The 20,533-nt window shown below is 64.5% G+C and carries 19 protein-coding genes; 18 read left to right on the top strand and 1 reads right to left on the bottom strand.

Annotated features, from left to right (window positions below):
• Positions 1 to 80: 80 nt before the first annotated feature.
• The 6 genes from HDC32_RS06465 to HDC32_RS06440 all read left to right on the top strand — a co-directional run bounded on the left by HDC32_RS06465 (position 81) and on the right by HDC32_RS06440 (position 6,977).
• The gene (locus HDC32_RS06465) at positions 81 to 2,486 is read left to right on the top strand and encodes a TonB-dependent receptor (RefSeq protein ID WP_184743052.1); all 2,406 of its coding nucleotides are present in this window, start codon (positions 81 to 83) and stop codon (positions 2,484 to 2,486) included.
• A 140-nt stretch (positions 2,487 to 2,626) separates the two neighbouring features.
• Positions 2,627 to 3,547: a Fe(3+) dicitrate ABC transporter substrate-binding protein gene (locus tag HDC32_RS06460; protein WP_184743049.1), complete on the top strand. Its 921-nt coding sequence runs from the start codon at positions 2,627 to 2,629 to the stop codon at positions 3,545 to 3,547.
• Between the two features lie 2 nt (positions 3,548 to 3,549).
• Positions 3,550 to 4,539, top strand: a complete 990-nt coding sequence (gene fecC / locus HDC32_RS06455; protein ID WP_184743046.1) for an iron-dicitrate ABC transporter permease FecC — start codon at positions 3,550 to 3,552, stop codon at positions 4,537 to 4,539.
• Positions 4,536 to 5,504 carry an iron chelate uptake ABC transporter family permease subunit gene (locus tag HDC32_RS06450; protein WP_145336257.1) on the top strand — a complete coding sequence of 323 codons (969 nt, stop codon included), beginning with the start codon at positions 4,536 to 4,538 and terminating at the stop codon, positions 5,502 to 5,504. Before fecC ends, HDC32_RS06450 begins: the two co-directional genes overlap by 4 nt.
• A gap of 4 nt (positions 5,505 to 5,508) precedes the next feature.
• On the top strand, positions 5,509 to 6,300 hold the full coding sequence (fecE, locus tag HDC32_RS06445) for a Fe(3+) dicitrate ABC transporter ATP-binding protein FecE (protein ID WP_131698257.1): 792 nt from the start codon (positions 5,509 to 5,511) through the stop codon (positions 6,298 to 6,300).
• Between the two features lie 62 nt (positions 6,301 to 6,362).
• Positions 6,363 to 6,977 carry a TetR/AcrR family transcriptional regulator gene (locus tag HDC32_RS06440; RefSeq protein WP_131698256.1) on the top strand — a complete coding sequence of 205 codons (615 nt, stop codon included), beginning with the start codon at positions 6,363 to 6,365 and terminating at the stop codon, positions 6,975 to 6,977.
• Between the two features lie 49 nt (positions 6,978 to 7,026).
• Here the strand turns inward: HDC32_RS06440 and HDC32_RS06435 are convergent, their stop codons facing one another.
• A complete protein-coding gene (locus tag HDC32_RS06435; protein ID WP_184743043.1) occupies positions 7,027 to 9,777 on the bottom strand; it encodes a glycoside hydrolase family 3 protein in 2,751 nt (916 codons plus the stop codon).
• A 507-nt stretch (positions 9,778 to 10,284) separates the two neighbouring features.
• Between HDC32_RS06435 and HDC32_RS06430 the strand changes: the two genes are divergently transcribed.
• The 12 genes from HDC32_RS06430 to gspD all read left to right on the top strand — a co-directional run bounded on the left by HDC32_RS06430 (position 10,285) and on the right by gspD (position 20,498).
• Positions 10,285 to 10,509 (top strand): hypothetical protein, encoded by a 225-nt coding sequence (locus HDC32_RS06430; protein ID WP_027607412.1) that lies wholly within the window; start codon positions 10,285 to 10,287, stop codon positions 10,507 to 10,509.
• Positions 10,510 to 10,602: 93 nt separating this feature from the next.
• Positions 10,603 to 12,333: a type II secretion system ATPase GspE gene (gene gspE / locus HDC32_RS06425; protein WP_184743040.1), complete on the top strand. Its 1,731-nt coding sequence runs from the start codon at positions 10,603 to 10,605 to the stop codon at positions 12,331 to 12,333.
• Positions 12,330 to 13,532 (top strand): type II secretion system inner membrane protein GspF, encoded by a 1,203-nt coding sequence (gene gspF, locus HDC32_RS06420; RefSeq protein ID WP_145336251.1) that lies wholly within the window; start codon positions 12,330 to 12,332, stop codon positions 13,530 to 13,532. Before gspE ends, gspF begins: the two co-directional genes overlap by 4 nt.
• Before the next feature lie 20 nt (positions 13,533 to 13,552).
• Positions 13,553 to 13,978 (top strand): type II secretion system major pseudopilin GspG, encoded by a 426-nt coding sequence (gspG, locus tag HDC32_RS06415; protein ID WP_024076412.1) that lies wholly within the window; start codon positions 13,553 to 13,555, stop codon positions 13,976 to 13,978.
• A 9-nt stretch (positions 13,979 to 13,987) separates the two neighbouring features.
• Positions 13,988 to 14,419: a type II secretion system protein gene (locus HDC32_RS06410; protein ID WP_184743037.1), complete on the top strand. Its 432-nt coding sequence runs from the start codon at positions 13,988 to 13,990 to the stop codon at positions 14,417 to 14,419.
• A complete protein-coding gene (locus HDC32_RS06405) occupies positions 14,416 to 14,784 on the top strand; it encodes a type II secretion system protein (protein ID WP_131698251.1) in 369 nt (122 codons plus the stop codon). Before HDC32_RS06410 ends, HDC32_RS06405 begins: the two co-directional genes overlap by 4 nt.
• Positions 14,781 to 15,410 (top strand): prepilin-type N-terminal cleavage/methylation domain-containing protein, encoded by a 630-nt coding sequence (locus HDC32_RS06400; protein ID WP_167656342.1) that lies wholly within the window; start codon positions 14,781 to 14,783, stop codon positions 15,408 to 15,410. The genes HDC32_RS06405 and HDC32_RS06400 overlap by 4 nt, the downstream gene beginning before the upstream one ends.
• Positions 15,407 to 16,132, top strand: a complete 726-nt coding sequence (locus HDC32_RS06395; protein ID WP_184743034.1) for a general secretion pathway protein GspK — start codon at positions 15,407 to 15,409, stop codon at positions 16,130 to 16,132. The genes HDC32_RS06400 and HDC32_RS06395 overlap by 4 nt, the downstream gene beginning before the upstream one ends.
• A complete protein-coding gene (locus HDC32_RS06390; RefSeq protein WP_184743031.1) occupies positions 16,129 to 17,172 on the top strand; it encodes a type II secretion system protein GspL in 1,044 nt (347 codons plus the stop codon). The genes HDC32_RS06395 and HDC32_RS06390 overlap by 4 nt, the downstream gene beginning before the upstream one ends.
• The gene (gspM, locus tag HDC32_RS06385) at positions 17,147 to 17,758 is read left to right on the top strand and encodes a type II secretion system protein GspM (protein ID WP_024076406.1); all 612 of its coding nucleotides are present in this window, start codon (positions 17,147 to 17,149) and stop codon (positions 17,756 to 17,758) included. Before HDC32_RS06390 ends, gspM begins: the two co-directional genes overlap by 26 nt.
• The gene (locus HDC32_RS06380) at positions 17,755 to 18,279 is read left to right on the top strand and encodes a general secretion pathway protein GspN (protein WP_184743028.1); all 525 of its coding nucleotides are present in this window, start codon (positions 17,755 to 17,757) and stop codon (positions 18,277 to 18,279) included. The genes gspM and HDC32_RS06380 overlap by 4 nt, the downstream gene beginning before the upstream one ends.
• Positions 18,276 to 20,498, top strand: coding sequence for a type II secretion system secretin GspD (gene gspD, locus HDC32_RS06375; protein ID WP_131698245.1), 2,223 nt, complete (start codon positions 18,276 to 18,278; stop codon positions 20,496 to 20,498). Before HDC32_RS06380 ends, gspD begins: the two co-directional genes overlap by 4 nt.
• The last annotated feature ends 35 nt before the right edge of the window (positions 20,499 to 20,533 follow it).

The following is a 20,533-nucleotide window of genomic DNA, read 5'->3' as shown; positions in this document are numbered from 1 at the left end:
AAAAGTTGGTTGAAGCCTGTCCCCTTTTTTCACCTCGCCTGTCATTCCAGGCAAGTGAACAAAATCGAGAGCTTCTTCCAATGCCCGCAGTCCAACCCTTGCGCTTGCGCCCGTTGCTCAAACTGAGCCTGATGCTGAGCCTCAGCGCCAGCCCGTTGTTCGTCCCCGTCAGCTATGCCGAAGACAGCGCCGCGCGCCGCAGCTACCAAGTACCTGCCGGTAGCCTGAGTGCGGCGTTGACCCGTTTTGCCGGGCTGTCGGGGGTCAACCTGTCGGTGGACCCGGCGCTGGTCAGCGGGCGCAGCAGCAGTGGTTTATCCGGCGAATACGGCGTGGAAGAGGGCTTTGCCCGCCTGTTGCAAGGCTCCGGCCTGCAGTTGCAGCCCATGGGGGAGCAGGCTTACATGCTGGTGCCGGTGCCGGAGGGCGGCAGTTTGGAGCTGGCGCCCACGTCCATCCTCGGCACCACTGGCCTGTACGACGGCGACACCTACGCCGGTGGCCAGGTGGCGCGACGTGGTTCGCAAGGCCTGCTGGGCACCCGTGACTTCATGGAAACGCCGTTCAGCATGACCACCTACACCCAGGACGCGGTGAAAAACCAGCAGGCGCGCACCCTCGGCGACCTGATCGCCAGCGACCCGTCGGTACGCGCCACCAACCCGGCCGGCGGGCGTTATGAACAGTTCACCATTCGCGGTTTCAGCCTGTTCAACAGTGATGTGTCTTACAACGGCCTGTACGGCGTGCTGCCGACCTACACCATCGACATGGAAATGGCCGACCGCGTCGACATCTTCAAAGGCCCCACCCAGTTGATCAACGGCGTCTCGCCGCGCGGCAGCGTGGGCGGCGGGATCAACGTGGTGCCCAAGCGTGCCACCGACAAGGACATCACCTCGTTCACCGGCACCTGGGCCTCCGACAGCCAGGCCGGTGGCGCCGTGGATGTGGGGCGGCGCTTTGGTGAGGACAACAAATTCGGCCTGCGCTTCAACGGCGTGAAGCAGTCCGGCGATACCGAATGGGACCACCAGAGCGTCGACCGTGAGATGGCCGTGCTGGGCCTGGATTTTCGTGGCGAGCGCCTGCGCCTTTCCACCGATATCGGCCGCACCGAGCGCGACACCGATGCGCCGCAGGAACGTGTGCAAGTCGCCGCTGCCGCGCCGGTGCCCAGCGCCAACGATGTACGCCGCAACTACGCGCAGTCCTGGAGCAAGGCGCGCACCAAGGACACTTTCGGTACGGTGAACGCCGAATATGACCTCAGCGATTCGGTGATGCTCTACGGCGGTGTCGGCGCGCGTAAAAGTAACCACGAGTTCCTGCGTCATGCGGTGTCGGTCAGCAATGCAGCCGGCGCCTTCCGCGTGCAGCCTCGGGACTTCACCCGCGATGAGAACGTACAAACCGCCACGGCCGGGGTGCGTAACTGGTTCCATACCGGGCCGGTGAGTCATGAGGTCAACCTGGCCGCCAGCTATTTCTATATGGACTTCACCAACGGCGGTGCGCGGTATGGGGAGGCGTCGAGCAATATTTACAACCCGGTGCAAACCCCAACGCCGTCCACGGTCACGCGCCAGGATGCGAAGGTCTACACCGAGAATAAGTTCAGTGGCGTGGCGTTGTCCGACACCCTGGGCTTCTTCGATGACCGCCTGTTGCTCACCCTCGGTGCGCGCTGGCAGCGAGTGATCGTGGACGATTGGAGCGACGGCATCAAAGGCAAGACCAACTACGACGAAGAAAAGATCTCGCCTTCGGGTGGCCTGCTGTTCAAAGCCACCGACAAGCTGTCGCTGTACGCCAACTACATGGAAGGGTTGAGCCAGGGCAAGATCGCACCGTCCACGTCGCGCAACGAAGACCAGATCTTCCCGCCGTTTATCAGCCGCCAGGTGGAAGTGGGCGCCAAGTACGATGCCGGTGCCTTCGCCGTCACCGCCGCCGTGTTCCGCATCAAGCAACCGGCCTACGAGACCAACGCCACGTCGCGGCTGTTCGGCCCCAATGGCAAGCGCCAGAACACCGGTGCGGAGCTGAGCGTATTCGGCGAACCGCTCAAGGGCGTGCGCTTGCTCGGCGGTGTGATGTACATCGACAGCAAATTGAAGGACACCACCAATGGCGCCTGGGACGGCAACCGCGCGCCGGCCACGCCCAAGTACAACGTCAATCTCGGGGCCGAGTGGGATGTACCGACCCTCGAAGGCCTGACCCTGACCAGCCGAGGCATCCACTCCAGTTCCCAGTACCTGGACCAGTCCAACGTCAAGGAAATCGACGCCTGGAACCGCATCGACGTGGGCGCCCGCTACGCCTTCAAGGTCGATGACAAGCACATCACCCTGCGGGCGAACGTGGAGAACGTCGCCGACAAGCGCTACTGGAGTTCAGCCGGCGCGTCGGATGACAGCGAGCCGGGGCTGACCTTGTCGACCCCACGTACCTACCTGCTGTCTGCCACCGTCGACTTCTAGACGCGGTTAAAAATGTGGGAGGGGGCTTGCCCCCTCCCACAAATGAGAATGTTTTTTGATCACGCCGCCCCGATATGGAATAGTAGCCGCCGTTTTCCCCAGCCCGTCCAGTTGGGGTGTTTTAACGCCGAGGTACCTCCATGCGATTGCTGCGCTCCATCCCCACCCTTGCTGCCTGCCTGCTGGCGTTCTCTTCCAGCCTGCTAAGCGCTGCCCCCATCGACCTCAATGACGGCCAGCACGCGGTGCATCTACCCGATGCGCCCAAGCGTGTGGTGGTACTGGAGTTCTCTTTTCTCGACAGCCTCGCTGCCGTTGACGTGACCCCCGTCGGCGCCGCCGATGATGGCGACGCCACCCGCGTGCTGCCGCGTGTGCGCCAGGGCATCGGCCAATGGAAATCCGTGGGCCTGCGTTCGCAGCCGAGCATCGAAGAAATCGCGCGGCTCAAGCCGGACCTGATCGTGGCCGACCTCAACCGCCACCAGGCGCTGTACAGCGACTTGGCAAGCATCGCGCCGACCCTGTTGTTGCCCTCGCGTGGTGAGGACTACGAGGGCAGCCTCAAGTCCGCCGAGCTGATCGGCAAGGCCTTGGGCAAAAGCCCGCAGATGGAAGCCCGCATCGCGCAGAACCGTGAAAACCTGAAGAAAGTCGCCCAGCAGATCCCCGCCGGTGCCAGCGTGTTGTTCGGTGTCGCCCGTGAAGACAGCTTTTCCGTGCACGGCCCCGACTCCTACGCCGGCAGCGTGCTGCAAGCCATCGGCCTGAAAGTGCCATCGGTGCGCGCCAACGCCGCCCCGACCGAATTCGTCAGCCTTGAACAACTGCTCGCCCTCGATCCGGGTTGGCTGCTGGTCGGCCATTATCGCCGCCCGAGCATCGTCGACAGCTGGAGCAAGCAGCCGCTGTGGCAAGTGCTGGGCGCGGTGCGTCACCTGCAGGTGGCCGAAGTGGACGGTGACAGCTGGGCGCGCAACCGTGGCGTGTTGGCCTCGGAGCAGATCGCCGAGGACGCCTTGGCGATCCTCAAGGGCGGCAAAGCCGTACTGAGCCAATAAGCATGGGCCGTGGTTTGGCCGCAGTCGGCATCGTAGTGCTGGGCGCCGTGTTGTTCTGGCTGTCGTTGTACAGCTGGTCGCCGTTCACCCTCACGGCGGCCGACGCCTGGAATGGCCTGATGCATCAGGGCAGCGTGGGCGGCAATATGGCCTATATCGTCGCCCAGTTGCGCGTGCCGCGTGCGGTGTGCGCGGCATTGGTGGGCGCCTGCCTGGGCCTGGCCGGGGCGCTGATGCAGGGCATCACCCGCAACCGTCTGGCATCGCCGTCGCTGTTCGGCGTGACGGCGGGCGCGGCGTTGGGGCTTGCGTTGTTTTCCACGGGGTTGGTCGCGCCGCCGTTTGCCGGCGGTGCCTTGCTGATGACCTGCCTGGGCGGCGCGCTGGCCTGGGTCACGGTGTTCAGCCTCGGCGGTGCCTGGTCGCCGACCACGGCCCAAGGTCGGCTGGTGTTGGCCGGGGTGGCCGTCGCCGCGTTGTGTGCTGCCTTGACCCGGCTCACGGTGATCCTGGTCGAGGCCCAGGCGCAAAGCGTGCTCAATTGGCTGGCCGGTTCTCTGGCCAACGTCGGTGCGGCCCAGGTGCAATTGCTCTGGCCGTGCACCTTGATCGGCGGCCTGTGGGCGCTGTGGTGTGCGCCGCGCTTGAACCTGATCAACCTTGGCGAAGACGCCGCGCGCTCGTTGGGCGTGGGCATTGCCAGCCTGCGCTTGCAGGTGTTCGTCGCCAGCCTGTTGTTGGTGGGGGCGAGTGTCTGCGCGGTCGGGCCGATCGGTTTTGTCGGGTTGATCGCGCCGAATATCCTTCGCCAGTTCCTTGGTAACGACTACCGCTGGCTGATCCCGCTGAGTGCCGCCCTGGGTGCGGTGATCGTGCTGGGCGCCGACCTGCTCAGCCGCGCCGTGGCGTTCCCGGTGGAAACCCCGGCCGGGGTGGTCACTGCATTGATTGGTGCCCCGTTCTTCCTCTTTCTCGCCAGGCGTGCCCTATGACCCAGCCACGATTGCGCCTCTGGCTGCTGCTCGGTTTGTTGCTGCTGGCGACGTTCGTCAGCCTCAGTGCCGGCACCTTGTGGCTCACGCCCGAAACGGTGCTGGAGCGCCTGCTGGCCCATGACGCCCTCGACTTTGAAGTCTGGAACCACCGCCTGCCACGCAGCCTGATCGCGATCCTCGCCGGCTGCGCATTCGGCCTGGCCGGGGCGATTGTGCAGGGCGTGATTCGCAACCCGCTGGCCTCGCCGGAGATCCTCGGTGTCACCCAAGGTGCGGGGCTCGCGCTGACGGTGGCAATCATCAGCTGGCCGCATTTGCCGATTGCCTGGCTGCCCCTGGTGGCCTGCCTGGGCGGCGCGGGTGGTGCGTTGCTGTTGGCGCTGTACAACACCGGCGTGAGTTTTTCCGGCGTGCGTTTTGCGTTGTCCGGGGTCGCGATTGCGGTGACCTTGTCCAGCGTTACCGAGTTTCTGATCCTGTCCCACCCGCTGGACATCAACACCGCCTTGCTCGCGCTCACCGGCAGCCTGTGGAGCCGCAACTGGCACCATGTGGCGCTGGTGCTGCCGTTCCTGGTGTTGATCCCGCTGGGGCTGTGCCTGGCCAAGCCGTTGAACCTGATCGCCCTCGGTGATGAGGCGGCCCACAGCCTGGGCACCGCACTGAACCGCACGCGCTGGCTGGCGATGGCCTGCGCGGTGCTGCTCACCAGCCTGGGCGTGGGCGTGATCGGGCCGATCGGCTTTATCGGTTTAGTCGCACCGCATATGGCACGGCGCCTGGTCGGTGGGCATCACCAGTACCTGCTGCCGGCGGCGATGCTGATCGGCGCGCTGTTGCTGGTGCTGGCCGACACCCTCGGGCGCACGCTGATCGCGCCCAGCGAAATCCCCGCCGGGGTGCTTACAGCGGTGATTGGCGCACCTTATTTTCTTTGGTTACTGGCACGGTTCAAGGGCTGATCACATGAGTATTCTTCAAGCACGCGCGCTGGATATCGGCTACGGCGCCACCCCCATCGTGCAGGGGTTGTCGTTCACGCCACCGGCGGGCAAGGTCACCGCGTTGATCGGCCCCAATGGCTGCGGCAAGTCCACCTTGCTCAAGGCGTTTGCGCGCATCCTCAAGCCCACGCAAGGCGAGCTGAGCCTGGACGGCCAGCCCTACGCCAGCCTGTCCGCCCGCCAACTGGCCCGACACATTGCATTCCTGCCCCAAGTGCTGCCGGTGCCCGAAGGCGTCAGCGTGCGCCAGTTGGTCGCCTATGGCCGCAGCCCGCACAACTCGCTGTGGGGACGCCTGAGCGGTAATGACCAGGCCCATGTGACCCAAGCCATGCAACGCCTTGAACTCGACAACCTGGCCGACCGCGCCCTGGCGGACCTGTCCGGCGGCCAACGCCAACGCGCCTGGCTGGCGATGGTCCTGGCGCAAAACGCACCTGTGGTATTGCTCGACGAACCCACCACCTACCTCGACATCAGCCACCAGGTCGAACTGCTCGACCTGATGGGCGAACTGGCCGCCGAAGGCAAGACCGTGATCACCGTGCTCCACGACATCAACCAGGCCTGCCGCTACGCCGACCACCTGGCGGTGATGCACGCTGGCAAGCTGGTGGCCGATGGCGCGGCGGGGGAGGTGATCAGTGCGGAGTTGATGCGCCAGGTGTTTGAGGTGCAGGTGCAGATCATGCGGGAGCCGGTGGCCGGCACCCCCATGTGCCTGGTCGAGAAAAGTACCCGACCTCAAGCCTGAGCTTTATTTGCGGCCCAGGGGCAATTTGGATACGGTGCAAGCCTGCCCACAAGGATGTCCCCATGACCGAGCCCACCCCCAAGACCCGCCGCGCCCCCAAAGGTGAAAAACGCCGCGAAGAGCTGCTGGACGCGGCCTTGCAGGTATTTTCCCTGGAGGGCTACAGCGGCGCTTCAGTGGCAAAGGTGGCGGCCATCGTCGGTATTTCCGTGGCCGGTGTGCTGCATCACTTTCCCAGCAAAATTTCATTATTGATGGGCGTGCTGCAACGTCGCGATGAGGTCAATCAACGAATCGCCGATGAAGTGCGCGCCGAAAAGTCCCTGACCGGGTTGCTCGGCAGCCTGCGTGCGATCAACCGTTCGAACGCCACCGCACCGGGGGTGGTGCGCGCGTTTACCATTTTGAATGCCGAAAGTCTGCTCGACACCCAACCGGCGTGGGCGTGGTTCCAGGAGCGTTATGCGGGGATCCAGCGGCGCTTGCAGGGGCAGTTTGCCGACCTGGTCGCAGCGGGGGAGGTGCGCAGTGATGTGGACATCGCCGGGCTGGTGGAAGAAATCCTGGCCATGATGGACGGCCTGCAGATCCAGTGGCTGCGCTTTCCGGAGCAGGTGGACCTGGTGGCGCGGTTTGACAGCTACATCGCACGGGTCGAGGCAGCCATCAGAACCTGAGTCGAACACAGTCAACATGTGGGAGGGAGCAAACCCCCTCCCACAAGGATCAGTTGCCGGTGGCACTGCCCTGGCTGCTGTCATCGCTCATGTCATAGCCATCACCGTCGCTGGTGCCGCTATCCCCTTCATTTTGATGCAGCACACCGCCGGTCTTCACCGTCGATTCACGCAGCGTCGAGTTGAGCGCCGAGCGCGGCAGCGGGTTGCTCGTGGTGGTCGACAGTTCCTGGCGGAACGGGTTGACCAGCTTGGCGTTCAGGCGAATATCCTGGGACGACGCGCCCACCGACAGGTTGAAACTGTCGGCATCCACGACCCATTGCTTGCTCGCCACGTCGTAGTAGGCCAGCGAGCGATCGTTGAGCTCGATGGTCACGCGCTTGCTCTCGCCCGGCTTGAGGAACACCTTCTTGTAGCCCTTGAGTTCCTTGATCGCACGTTCGACTTTCGGGTTGTTCTGGCCCACGTACAACTCGGCCACTTCGGCGCCCGCGACCTTGCCGGTGTTGGCCAGGTCGAACGACACCTTGATCGGCGCACCGGCCACCGCCACCCCAGGGGTCACGCTGATGTTGCTGTAGCCGAAGGTGGTGTACGACAAGCCGTAGCCGAACGGGTAGAGCGGCTTGATGCCCTTTTTCTCATAACCGCGATAGCCCAGGAACAGGTCGTCCTTGTAGCTCATCTCGGCCAGGGTTTCCTGGTTGTCAAACTTGGGGAAGGTCGCGTAGATCGGGTTGTCTTCGATGTTGCGCTCGATGCTGATCGGCAGCTTGGCCGACGGGTTGACCTTGCCCAGCAGGATCTCCGCCAAGGCCTGGCCGCCGTTCTGCCCAGGGTAGAACGCATGCAGCGCGGCCGGTACCTGGTCGATCCAGTCGCTCATCTTCAGGCCGGTGCCGCCGTGCAGGGTAACCACGGTATTCGGGTTGACCTTGGCGATGCTCTGGATCAGCAGGTTCTGGTACTCGGGCAGGTCGAAGCTGTGGTCGAAGCCTTCACCTTCGTATTCATTGCTGTTACCGGCCGCGACCAGTACCGCGTCGTACTTGGCCAGGTCCTGCGGTGCCACCAGCGAGGCCCAGCTCATCTGCACGCCGACCAGGCCGCCCATGGTCGAGAGGTAGCCGTTGCGGCGTGAATATTCCAGCTTGATGTCGACCGGTTTGCCGGCTTCCAGGTTGACCTTGGCAAACACCGGGATGGTCGGCGGAATGCTGTTGTTCGGCAGCGGCTTGCCGTCGCCGTTGTCGAGGACTTTCTTGCCGTTGACGTAGAGGCGCACGGCGCCGTCGGCACGCACCTTGAACACCTGCTCGCCGCTGACCGTCGGGGTGATCTGGCCGCTGTAGCGGATCGAAGTGGCGGCGGTATCGCCGTTCACCGGCAGGCTGTCGGTGGACCAGTCCAGGTCGACATGGGTGTCGGTGCGGCTGGCGGCCGGGTCGCCGGACCAGTTGGTGTTGCTGAAGAACTCGGTCTTCAAGCCTTTGACGCTGTTGCCATTGCTGTCGGCATGGGTCCAGGTCGAGGTGGCCGGGTCCAGGGACAGCCCGTCGATGAAATCGACCTTGGCGCCCGGCGCCAGTTGCTGCAAGCCGCTCAGCTCACTGATGTAGTTGGCGGCCATGACGTTGGCGCTGCCAAAACCGGTAGGCGGCGCGTACTTGGCCAGGGTGCCGACCACGGCGATGCGCTTGACCTTCTTGGCGTCCAGCGGCAGCAGGCTGTTCTGGTTTTTCAGCAGCACGATGCCTTCGCGCGCGGCGTTCAGGGCCACGCGGTTGCTGGTGGCGCTGTTCATGTTGTGGCTGGTCAGCGGCGCCTTGCTGTCGAACTTGTACAGGTAGATCTGCTTGAGGATGCGGCGCACCTTGTCATCGATGGTCGCGCTGCTCAGCTCGCCGCTGTCCAGGTACGGCTTGAGGATGGTGCTGTTCATCTGGTAGCCCATCATGTCCAGGTCGGTACCCGCCTGTGCCGCCGGCAAACCGTCGACCACCGCGTTGTAGTCGCTCTGCACGAAGCCTGGGTAGCCCCATTCGGTCTTGAGGATGTCACGCATCAGGTGCTTGTTCTGGCACGCGAACTCGCCGTTCACCTTCTGGAACGCACACATCATCATCGCGACCTTGCTGTTCTTCGAGGCGGACTCGAACGGCGGCAGGGTCATCTCGCGCAGCACGCGCTCGCTGATGATTTCATCGAGGTGGAAGCGGTTGCTTTCCTGGTCGTTGGCGGCGAAATGCTTGGCGTTGGCCCACACGCCACGGGACTGAATGCCGTTGATCAGCGCCGGCCCCAGGCTGGCGCCGAGGAACGGGTCTTCACCGGACAGGTACTCGAACGCCCGGCCGCTGTATGGCATGCGGTACAGGTTCACGCCTGGGCCGGTGACGAACTGATAGCCGCCACTGGCGGTGTCATAGCCCAGGGCGCGGCCCAGGTCGATGGCGCGACGCGGGTTCCAGCTGGCGGCCAGGTTCGGCCCCGACGGATAGACCACGCCCTGGGCGTTGCCTTCGCTGGTGTAGCGCACGCCCACGCCGCCATCGGCGCCGTGGATCTGCGGGATACCGTACTGGGTCAGTGGCTTGACGTCCCAGCCCCCGGTGCCGCCGATGTAGGCGAGTTTTTCTTCCATGGTCATCTTCGCCAGGGTCTTGTCCGCGGCTTTTTCCGCGCGGCTGACCCGGCCTTCATCCAGGGCCGGGCTGGTGGCTGCATGCACTTGGGACACGGCCAGTGCCAGCAGGGCGAATGCCGACTGTGCACCGATCATTTTGCGTTTATTCATGGGTCTCTCCGACAACAGTTCAGTAAACATGGCGCGCCGAGAAGTGCGAGTTGCACCGCACCTCGTCACTTTTTTCTGGGCAATAGTTGCCCGTGATCGCAATTTTTAACCGATGGCTAATTGCAACTATTTGGCGAATTTCGCAGTTCTATTAGTGTAAAAATTGTATTAGTTATTGTTGTGGGTAGTGTCTAAGCGATATCACGATATGGCATTTTGAACCGCGAAAACCGCATAATTAAGGCAATTCTTGCGCTTGGAAGTCAAACAAAAGCTAATTTTTGCGTGAAATAAGAAATAATTTCTTACGTTCAGGAACTAAGACTAAACCTACCAGTCGATTGGTTTAAGGAAATTTGTCGAGTCATGGCCAACTAGTGGCATTGCTCGATAGTTCTAAAGTGCCATGTTTACACAAGCTGTCATACACAACGCTTTGGTGTAGGGTCTTGATCGAGTTCAAGGCGCCACTTGGGCTATCTGCTGTTTTTGATCTGGAGAAAGTTGATGAAGATTTCCCTGTTGGGTGCCGGTGTTGTTCTGGGTGTTGCGCTAAGTGGCGCGGCGATGGCGGCGGAGTCCACCGACGCCGATGCGAAATCCGGGGCTGCCGATTCCACGGTGTTGACCCAGGCTCACGATGCCAAGGCGGTTAAAAAGCAGAAGGCTGAAACCACCAAGGGTGGGCGGCCGCTGAGCAGCAGCCAGGCCGCGCCGAAGACCTCGAACTAACGGGGAAATGCGCTCCCCTGTGGGACGGGGCTTGCCCCCTCCCACAAGAGTTTCCCATAGCCCTTTAGAGCATCGCCCCTCAGATTTTTACCCATGCCCAGCCCTTCAACGCCCATCGATGCCTGCCAACTGCACATCCCGCACACCGAACAGGTCTGCGCGTGGCTGATGCAACACGCTGGGTTGAAAACCGTTGACCTGGAGCGTGCCCGGCGCCTGTCCCAGGAGGGCGGTGACACCGAATTACTGGGTCTGCTCACGCGCCTGGGGCTGGTTTCCGAAGTGGAACTGGCCCGTGCCTGGGCCGACCTGCTCGGCGCACCGCTGCTGTTGGCCGATGCTGCGCCGCCGCTGCTGGACCCATTGCCGGTATTGACCGAGCGTTTCATGCGCCACTATCAAGTGGTGCCCGTGGGCTGGAGCCAGGGCGGCCTGCGGGTGCTGGCGGCCAACCCGTCGCTGGTCTACCCGTTCCAGGCCATGGCCTATGCCTGCGGCGTGCCGGTGTGGCTGGCGGTAGGGCCGCGCAACGAAGTCGAAACCCTGATCGAGCGTTACTACGGCCAGGGCCGTTCGGCCATGGGCACCCTGATCGAAAACCTCGACGAGCAGGGCGGCGCCCTCGAAGACATCGAACACCTCAAGGACATGGCCTCCGAAGCGCCGGTGATTCGCCTGGTCAACCTGATCCTGCAGCGAGCAGTCGAGAATCGCGCCTCGGACATTCATATCGAACCCTTCGAAAACCAGCTCAAGGTGCGCTACCGCATCGACGGCGTGCTGCACGAAGCCGAAGCCCCACCGTCCAGTTCTTCGGCGGCAGTGATTTCGCGGGTGAAGATCATGGCGCGCCTGGACATCGCCGAGCGGCGCCTGCCCCAGGACGGGCGCATTATGCTGCGCATCCAGGGCAAGGAGCTGGACTTGCGGGTGTCTACCGTGCCCACCAGTTTTGGCGAATCGGTGGTGATGCGCCTGCTGGATCGCCAGACCGTGCAGTTCGATTTCCAGAGCCTGGGCTTTGATGGCCAGCGCCTGGAAACCTTCCTCGAAGTGCTCGAACGGCCCCACGGCATCCTGCTGGTGACCGGGCCCACCGGCTCGGGCAAGACCACCACCCTGTACACCGCGCTGTCGCGGCTCAATACCGCCGAGCGCAAGATCATCACCGTCGAAGACCCGGTGGAATACCAGCTTGAGGGCATCAACCAGATCCAGGTCAAACCGGCCATCGGCCTGGACTTCGCCGGCGCGCTGCGCTCCATCGTGCGCCAGGACCCGGACGTGATCATGATCGGTGAAATCCGCGACCTGGAAACCTGCCGCATCGCGATCCAGTCGTCCCTCACCGGCCACCTGGTGCTCTCCACCCTGCACACCAACAGCGCGGCGGCGAGTATCACGCGCTTGCTGGACATGGGCGTCGAAAGCTACCTGATTGCCTCGACAGTCAACGGCATCCTCGCCCAGCGCCTGGTGCGGCGTCTGGACCCGGCCACCCGCGAAGCCTTCGAAGCCCCTGCGGAGTTGATTGCCGAACACGGCCTCGACCGGTTTACCGAGCAGCGCCCGATCATGCTTTATCGCCCCCGCGCCGATGCGCCGGGCGGTGGCTACCACGGCCGCAGTGCGATCACCGAACTGCTGGTGATGAACGACGAACTACGCAGCTTGTTGATGCGCCAGGCCGACGCCGCCACCCTCGAACAGGCCGCCCGCCGTGGCGGCCTGCGCACTTTGCATGAAGAAGGCCTGCGCCAGGCCGTGGCCGGTGTCACGTCACTTGAAGAAGTGCTGCGCGTCACCCGGGGAGAGGGCGCATGAGCCTGTTCAAATACCGCGCCCTCGACAGCCAGGGCCAGGCGCAAAACGGCACCCTCGAAGCCAAGGACCAGGACGCCGCCGTCGCCGCGCTGCACAAGCGCGGCTTGTTGCTGTTGCAGATCGAGGTGGCGGGTGCCCAGGGCCTGCGCAAGGCCTTCGGTCGGGGCCAGTTGAACGGTGCGGCGCTGGTCAGTTTCACTCAACAGTTGGCCACCCTATTGGGTGCTGGCCAGCCGCTGGAGCGCTCTCTGGGCATCCTGCTCAAGCAGCCCGGCCAGCCGCAGACCCGTGCGTTGATCGAGCGCATACGCGAACAGGTCAAGGCCGGCCAGCCGTTATCCAAGGCGCTGGAGGCGGAGGGCGGCCAGTTCTCGCCGCTGTACTTGAGCATGGTCCGCGCCGGCGAGGCGGGCGGCGCCCTCGAAGACACCCTGCGCCAGCTCAGCGACTACCTGGAGCGCAGCCAGTTGCTCAGGGGCGAAGTGATCAACGCGCTGATCTACCCGGCGTTCCTGGTGGTCGGCGTGCTCGGTTCGCTGGCCTTGCTGCTGGCCTACGTGGTGCCGCAGTTCGTGCCGATCTTCAAGGACCTGGGCGTGCCGATTCCGCTGATCACCGAGGTGATCCTGGGCCTCGGCCAATTCCTCGGGGCCTACGGCCTGGCGGTGCTGGCCGGGTTGATTGTCGGCGCATGGACCCTGGCCGCGCGGTTGCGCGATCCCCAGCGCCGCGAACGCTATGACCGCCGCGTGCTGGGCATCCGCATCATCGGCCCGTTGCTGCAACGGGTCGAAGCCGCCCGTTTGGCCCGCACCCTCGGCACGCTGCTGAGCAACGGTGTGGCGCTGCTGCAAGCGCTGGTGATTGCCCGCCAGGTCTGCACCAACCGCGCCCTGCAAGCCCAGGTCGCCCAGGCCGCCGAGTCGGTCAAGGGCGGCGGCACCCTGGCCAGCGCCTTCGGCAGCGAGCCGCTGCTGCCTGATCTGGCGTTGCAAATGATTGAAGTCGGCGAACAGGCCGGCGAACTCGACAGCATGCTGCTCAAGGTCGCCGAGGTGTTCGACGTCGAAGCCAAACGCGGCATCGACCGCCTGCTCGCCGCGCTGGTGCCGTCCCTGACCGTGGTCATGGCGGTGCTGGTGGCGGTGATCATGCTGGCGATCATGCTGCCGCTGATGAGCCTGACCAGCAATATATGAACCCTTAAGGAAACACGCTGATGCGCCATACCCGATTCAAGCCCGCCCGCCGCCAGGGCGGTTTTACCTTGCTGGAAATGCTCGCCGTGATCGTGCTGCTGGGCATCGTCGCGACCATCGTGGTACGCCAGGTCGGCGGCAATGTGGACAAGGGCAAATACGGCGCGGGCAAGGCCCAGCTGGCCAGCCTGAGCATGAAGATTGAAAGCTACGGCCTGGACGTCGGCTCGCCGCCCAAGACCCTGCAGCAACTGGTCGACAAGCCGGGCAACAGCGCCGGTTGGGCCGGGCCGTATGCCAAACCGTCGGACCTCAAGGACCCGTTCGGCCATGCCTTCGGTTATCGCTTCCCCGGTGAGCACGGTGCGTTCGACCTGATTTTCTACGGCCAGGACGGCCAGCCCGGCGGCGAAGGCTACAGCGCCGACCTGGGCAACTGGGAATAACCCACGACCATGGCCAACGCCCAACGCGGCTTTACCTTGATGGAAATGCTGGTGGTGATCGTCTTGATCAGCATCGCGGCCGGGTTGGTAGGGTTTGGCCTGCAACAAGGCCTGCGCGCCGCCAAAGAGCGCCAGGCCGTCGGGCAGGTGGTCGAGGCATTGCGCAGCACGCGGGCGCGGGCGATTGTCAACGGCACCACCGAAAGCACCGTGTTCGATTTGCGCAACCTCAGCGTGCAGGCGCCGGGCCGTCCGAAAAAGTATTGGCCGGCCGGGCTGCAAGTGACCCTGCACACCGCCGAGCAAGCCGGCGCTGCGGTGGATTTCTACCCCGATGGCAGCTCCACCGGCGGCCACGTGTTACTGGCCAACGGCAGTCGGCGTTGGCGTATCGACATTGGCTGGCTGACCGGCAGCGTGCAGTCCAAGGCCTTGCCATGAAGCGCCAGGCGGGTTTTACCCTGCTGGAAATGCTCGCCGCGCTGACGCTGATGGCGATCTGTAGCACGGTGCTGCTGGTCGCCTTCGGCCAGAGCGCACGCTCGTTGTTGCAGGTATCCCACAGCGACCGCCTGACCCATGCCGCCTTGAGTGTGATGGATCAGGAAGGCATGGGCCCGTTGGCCAGCGGCACACGCCAGGGCGAGTTGGACGGTATCGCCTGGCAACTGCGCATCGCCCAGCAGCCCAGCCGCGTCGGCCAGGCGCATCTGTTTCGCCTGGACCTGACCGTCAGCGAAGGCCCGCGCCAGGCCAGTTTCAGCACCTTGAAACTGCGCGCTGCCGGCGTCGGGGCCGGCTTGTGAAGGCGCGTCAGCAGGGCTTTACCTTGCTTGAGATCATGATCGTACTGAGCCTGCTCGGGGTGTTGCTGACCCTGGTCGGCGGCGCCTTGCTGGGGGCCAATCGCGCCGTGCTCAAGGCCCAGCGCTACACGGTCAGCCTGGATGAAATGCGTGCCGCGCAGCAGTTTTTGCGCACGGCCATCAGCGAGGCGTTACCGCTGGATGTGACCGAGGACGACAGCCAGACCGATGGCTTTTTTGCCGGTGGGCCGCAGCGTATGCAGTTTGTCGCGACCTTGCCGGGTGTGCTCGGCGGCGGTATCCAGCGCTTCACCTTGGAGTTGGTGGGTCCCGAATCGCAGCGCGACTTGCAGGTGGCGTTCGCGCGGTTTGAGTCTGAGGCACAGGTGAGTGTTCCGGCGGCGCGCAGTGAGCCGCAGGTGTTGTTGAAGGATGTCGAGGACCTGCAATTCAGCTATCGCGGCGTGTCGCCCAAGGGCCAGGCCACCGGCTGGATCAGTACGTGGCCGTGGACCAAGCGCCTGCCTTACACGGTGCGGATTGACGCACGGGTGAATGGCCCGGTGCCGTGGGTAACCCAGGTGGTTGCCTTGCGCCTGAACCTGTCCGGCGGGGCGCCCGAATGATCCGGCATCAACGCGGTGTGGCTCTGCTGCTGGTGCTGTGGGTGCTGGCGTTGCTCAGCCTGTTGCTCGGCGGCCTGGCCGGCTGGGTGCAACTGGAAACCCGCCAGGCCGCCTGGCACCGCCAGCATACCCAGGCGGTGCTGGCGGCCGAGGCCGGGGTGGCGTTGGTGATGCAAGCCGTGGCGGACTCGTTGCAGCGCAAGCAGTGGATTGCCGATGGGCGTGAAATTCCGCTGGTGTTCGACGATGCGCAGCTGCACGTCAGCCTGCACAGCGAGCGCGGCAAGTTGTATTTGAACAGCGCCGAGGTGGGTGATTTTGCCCGCCTGGCCCTGGCCTGCGGTGCGACCCAGGCCCAGGCCAACCAACTCGCCAGAGCCCTGGAGGTGCGGCGTAACCAGGGCCTGGCGCCGTTTCGGGTGGTGGAAGAGGTGCGCCAACTGCCGGGCATGACCCAGGCGCTGTACAGCGAGCTGGTGCCCGAGATCAGCCTGTGGAGCGGCCTGGACCGGCCCGATCCGGCATTCGCCAGTGCCTTGATGCGCCGCGCACTGAACCTGCCGCACCAGAGCGCGGTGGGTGCCGATCCCGGCGACGTGCTGGTGGTCAGCAGCCGTGCCCAACGCCCCGGCGGTTACCACGCCCAGGTGCAAGCCACCGTGTTATTGAGCCCCGCGCAAGGCAGCGCACAACCTTATCGAGTCCTACGTTGGCAAGAATGAACGAACAGTTAACCGCACGGTTTCAGGCGCTGGCGCAGCCCATCATCCAGCGCTGGCGCGGCAGCCTGCTGCAACTGGGCTGGCGCCTGTGGCTCAAGGAGCTGCGTGGCTGCCTGCCGGCGTGGTTGTCGTTTGCCGATATTCCCGAGCATGTCTACGCCTGGCCGCTGACCGCGCCGGTCGAAAAGCTGCCTGGCGAAGCGCGTCAGGTGCTGGTGCTGCCGCCTGAAACGGTGCTGGTGCAAACCCTGCAATTGCCCCCGGCGGCGGCGCGCAACCTGTCGACGGTGGTCGGCTATGAACTGGACCGCTTCACGCCGTTCGAAGCCGCCCAGCTTTACTTCGTCGCGCGCCAGGAGCGCCGTACCCCCACGCACCTGCACGTCACGCTGGTGGCGATCCTGCGTGAGCGCCTCGACCAGATCCTCAATGACTGCGCGGCCCTCGGCTTGCAGCCCCATGCCGTGGATGTCGCCGATAGCGCAGGCAAACCCATGGGCATCGACTTGCTGCCGGCGCCGTTGCGTCCCCGCCAGCGTCCCCAGGGCAAGGGCCTGCAACGCAGCCTGCCGTGGTTGTGCGGCGCCTTGCTGATTGCGGCGATGCTGCTGTGGCTCAACGACCGCCAGCGCGTACTCGATGCCATGCAACACAGCGTGCGCGAGCAGAAAGCCCAGGTCGCCGAGATCCAGGCCCTGCGCCAGCAACTGCTCAATACCCGTGGCGCCGCCCAGTACCTGATTCGCCGCAAGGCTGCCCAACCGCCGTTGGCGGCGCTGCTCAACGAGCTGACCGCGTGCCTGCCCTCGGACACCTGGCTCGACCAGTTGGAAGTCAATGACGGCGCCGACGTGTCCTTTTCTGGGCAGAGCGCCAAGGCCAGCGCCTTGATCACCCGGATCAAGGGCTGCCACAGCCTGGAAAACGCCCAGTTCGAAGGGGTGATCCAACCCGATGCGCAAACCGGCAAGGATCAATTTTCCTTGCGCGCCCACCTGCACCAGGAGGCCGCTGATGCGCCGACCACTGACACCCCGTGAGCGCCGTGGCGCGGCCCTGATCGCCCTGGCCCTGGTGCTCGGCGCTGGTTACTGGCTGTTGATCGACAGCTGGTTCGCCGGCCCCTTGCGCAGCATGGGCGAGCAAGCCGAGCAGCTGCGTGAACAGCAGCAACGCTACGCCGGTGTGTTGCGCCAGGGCGACAGCCTGCGCCAGCAGTTGGAACAGGCGCGGCAGGATCCGGCCAGCAGCACCAGCCTGTTGCCCGGCGACGACCCGAGTGCGGTGGCGGCGGACCTGATGCAACGCATCGCCGACCTGATCAACAGCCGCGCGGGCCTCGGTGGCGGTTGCAGCCTGACCCAGCGCATGCCCATCACCCCGGAGCAGGACGACGCCGAGCCCTATCGCCAGGTCAAGGTCAGCCTGACCCTCAATTGCGCCATCGAACCCTTGACCGCGATCCTGCATGAGCTGGAGTACCAGCGGCCGTTTCTGTTCGTCGATGAGATGAGCATCCGCCGCCCACCGAACGCCCCCGCCAGCGGCGGCGCCGGGCAACTGGTGGTGCACTTGTTGGTGCGCGGTTACCTGCAACCGGCCGCCGCCCGGCAGGTGCAACGATGATCAATGCATTGCGTCCCCTGGAATGGCTGTTGCTCGGTGTGGCCGGGCTGTTGGGCCTGCTGATGGTCGGCATCCTCAGCAGCATCGGCGATGCGCCGCAGTGGTTGCCGGCGCCGGACCCCGATGTGCGCGCCAACACCGCCGCCAAGGTGCTGGTGGCGCCGAGCGCGACCCTCGAAAGCCTGGCCGGCACCTGGCAAGCGCCGCTGTTCAGCCCCGACCGCAGCCCCGACCGTGCGGTGGGCCAAGCCGCCGTCTCCAGCCTGTCGAGCCTGGTGCTGACCGGGATCGTCCTCGACGGCGACCTGCGTGTGGCGCTGCTCAAGCGTGCCGATGGCCCACCGCTCAAAGTCCACCAGGGCCAGACCCTGCCCAACGGCTGGCGCCTGGAACACCTGACGCCCCGCGATGCCCGCTTTGTACTCGACGGCCGTACTCAAACCCTGAGCCTGCGGGCCCTGCGTTTGCCGCCGCCGTCCACCACCCCCCCGATTACCCTTCCTCACGAGTCCACCCCTTGATCGATACCTTCCCTGGCGCCTTGCGCACCACCGCGTTGTGCCTGGCCACCGCCGTTTCCCTCGGTGGCTGCGGCACATTTCCCGAGCATCTCGACCCGGACGAGGCCCTGCTGCATGAGGCGATGCAGGGCACCGGTTCGCAACGCCCACCCGTGGACCCGGCCAGCGAACAGGCACCGGTCGACAGCGGCCAACCCCAGGCGAAGACCCCGCCCCAGCGCCAGTTGATACGCGGCAATCAGCAGTTCGTGCGCCAACCGGCAGCGGTCTCGGCCGCCAAGGAGGAGGGCAGCGGCGACATCGTGTTCAACTTCGCCGATCAACCGATCGAAGCGGTGATCAACAGCGTGATGGGCGACCTGCTGCACGAGAACTACAGCATCGCCCAGGGCGTGAAGGGCAATGTCAGCTTTTCCACGTCCAAGCCGGTGAACAAGCAGCAGGCCTTGTCGATTCTGGAGACCCTGTTGTCGTGGACCGATAACGCGATGATCAAACAGGGCAACCGGTATGTGATCCTGCCGGCCAACCAGGCCGTGGCGGGCAAGCTGGTGCCGGAGATGCGCGTGTCACAGCCGTCCAGCGGTTTGTCGGCACGCCTGTTTCCGTTGCGTTATATCTCGGCCACCGAGATGCAGAAACTGCTCAAGCCGTTCGCCCGCGAGAACGCCTTCCTGCTGGTGGACCCGGCGCGCAATGTGCTGAGCCTGGCCGGCACCCCCGAAGAACTGGCCAATTACCAGGACACCATCGACACCTTCGACGTGGACTGGCTCAAGGGCATGTCGGTGGGCGTGTTCGGCCTGCAGCGCGCGTCGGTGGCCGAGCTGATGCCCGAACTGCAAAAAATGTTCGGCCCCGACAGCGGCATGCCCCTGGCGGGCATGGTGCGCTTCTTGCCCATCGAGCGGACCAACTCGGTGGTGGCGATCTCGTCGCAGCCGCAGTACCTCAGCGAAGTCGGCGACTGGATCCACACCATCGACGAAGGCGGCGGCAACGAGCCGCAGATGTACGTCTACGACGTGCGCAACATGAAGGCCACCGACCTCGCCAAGTACCTGCGCCAGATCTACGGCACGGGCGCGATCAAGGACGACACCCCGGCCAAGGTCGCCCCCGGTTTGCGCACCGCGACCCTGTCCTCGCCGGGCACCAACAGCACCTCCGGCAGCACGCCGGGTGGCCTGAGCAACAACCTCAATGGCAACCCACCCGCTGCTGAGGACGAGGAGCAGGAGCCCGACGCCGAGCAGGACACCGCTGAGCAGGGTGCGAGCGAAGACGCCCCGGCCAAAAGCCTCGACGCCGGCACCCGCATCACCGCGCAAAAAAGCAGTAACCAACTGCTGGTCCGCACCCGCCCGGTGCAGTGGAAAGAGATCGAATCGGCGATCAAACGCCTCGACAACCCACCGCTGCAAGTGCAGATCGAAACGCGCATCCTCGAGGTCAAGCTCACCGGCGAACTGGACCTTGGCGTGCAGTGGTACCTGGGCCGCCTGGCGGGCAATTCCACCAGCACCACCGTGGGCAACACCGCCGGCAGCCAAGGCGCCTTGGGCGGCGGCGGGGCAGGGTTGGGCGCGACGGATTCGTTGTTCTACTCCTTCGTCAGCTCCAACCTGCAAGTGGCCCTGCACGCTCTCGAAACCAACGGCCGCACCCAGGTGCTGTCGGCGCCGTCGCTGGTGGTGATGAACAACCAACCGGCGCAGATCCAGGTGGGCGACAACATCCCGATCAGCCAGACCACGGTTAACACGGGCACCTCCGACACCACCTTGAGCAGTGTTGAATACGTGCAGACCGGGGTGATCCTCGACGTCGTGCCACGCATCAACCCGGGGGGCTTGGTGTACATGGACATTCAGCAGCAGGTCAGCGATGCCCAGGACCAGCAGGCGTCCAGCAACGACACCCAGGCCAACCCGCGTATCTCCACGCGCTCGGTATCCACCCAGGTCGCGGTGCAGAGTGGGCAGACGGTGTTACTGGGCGGGTTGATCAAGCAGGACAACGCGGAGAGCGTCAGTGCGGTGCCTTACCTTGGGAAAATTCCGGGGTTGCGCTGGTTGTTTGGCAATACCAGCAAGTCCAAGGACCGCACGGAATTGATTGTGCTGATTACCCCGAGGGTGATTACCAGCAGCAGCCAGGCGCGGCAGGTGACGGATGACTATCGCCAGCAGATGCAGTTGTTGAAGCCGGCTAACTGAAATGTGGGAGGGGGCTTGCCCCGATGGCGGCCTGA

The sequence above is a fragment of the Pseudomonas sp. JAI120 genome, from assembly GCF_014207255.1.
Lineage (GTDB): Bacteria > Pseudomonadota > Gammaproteobacteria > Pseudomonadales > Pseudomonadaceae > Aquipseudomonas.
This window is presented reverse-complemented; position numbering and strand designations above follow the sequence as displayed.

Coding starts and splice junctions, on each gene's coding strand:
- HDC32_RS06465 (WP_184743052.1), top strand. CDS start 81: ATGCCCGCAGTCCAACCCTTGCGCTTGCGCCCGTTGCTCAAACTGAGC.
- HDC32_RS06460 (WP_184743049.1), top strand. CDS start 2,627: ATGCGATTGCTGCGCTCCATCCCCACCCTTGCTGCCTGCCTGCTGGCG.
- fecC (WP_184743046.1), top strand. CDS start 3,550: ATGGGCCGTGGTTTGGCCGCAGTCGGCATCGTAGTGCTGGGCGCCGTG.
- HDC32_RS06450 (WP_145336257.1), top strand. CDS start 4,536: ATGACCCAGCCACGATTGCGCCTCTGGCTGCTGCTCGGTTTGTTGCTG.
- fecE (WP_131698257.1), top strand. CDS start 5,509: ATGAGTATTCTTCAAGCACGCGCGCTGGATATCGGCTACGGCGCCACC.
- HDC32_RS06440 (WP_131698256.1), top strand. CDS start 6,363: ATGACCGAGCCCACCCCCAAGACCCGCCGCGCCCCCAAAGGTGAAAAA.
- HDC32_RS06435 (WP_184743043.1), bottom strand. CDS start 9,777: ATGAATAAACGCAAAATGATCGGTGCACAGTCGGCATTCGCCCTGCTG.
- HDC32_RS06430 (WP_027607412.1), top strand. CDS start 10,285: ATGAAGATTTCCCTGTTGGGTGCCGGTGTTGTTCTGGGTGTTGCGCTA.
- gspE (WP_184743040.1), top strand. CDS start 10,603: ATGCCCAGCCCTTCAACGCCCATCGATGCCTGCCAACTGCACATCCCG.
- gspF (WP_145336251.1), top strand. CDS start 12,330: ATGAGCCTGTTCAAATACCGCGCCCTCGACAGCCAGGGCCAGGCGCAA.
- gspG (WP_024076412.1), top strand. CDS start 13,553: ATGCGCCATACCCGATTCAAGCCCGCCCGCCGCCAGGGCGGTTTTACC.
- HDC32_RS06410 (WP_184743037.1), top strand. CDS start 13,988: ATGGCCAACGCCCAACGCGGCTTTACCTTGATGGAAATGCTGGTGGTG.
- HDC32_RS06405 (WP_131698251.1), top strand. CDS start 14,416: ATGAAGCGCCAGGCGGGTTTTACCCTGCTGGAAATGCTCGCCGCGCTG.
- HDC32_RS06395 (WP_184743034.1), top strand. CDS start 15,407: ATGATCCGGCATCAACGCGGTGTGGCTCTGCTGCTGGTGCTGTGGGTG.
- HDC32_RS06390 (WP_184743031.1), top strand. CDS start 16,129: ATGAACGAACAGTTAACCGCACGGTTTCAGGCGCTGGCGCAGCCCATC.
- gspM (WP_024076406.1), top strand. CDS start 17,147: ATGCGCCGACCACTGACACCCCGTGAGCGCCGTGGCGCGGCCCTGATC.
- HDC32_RS06380 (WP_184743028.1), top strand. CDS start 17,755: ATGATCAATGCATTGCGTCCCCTGGAATGGCTGTTGCTCGGTGTGGCC.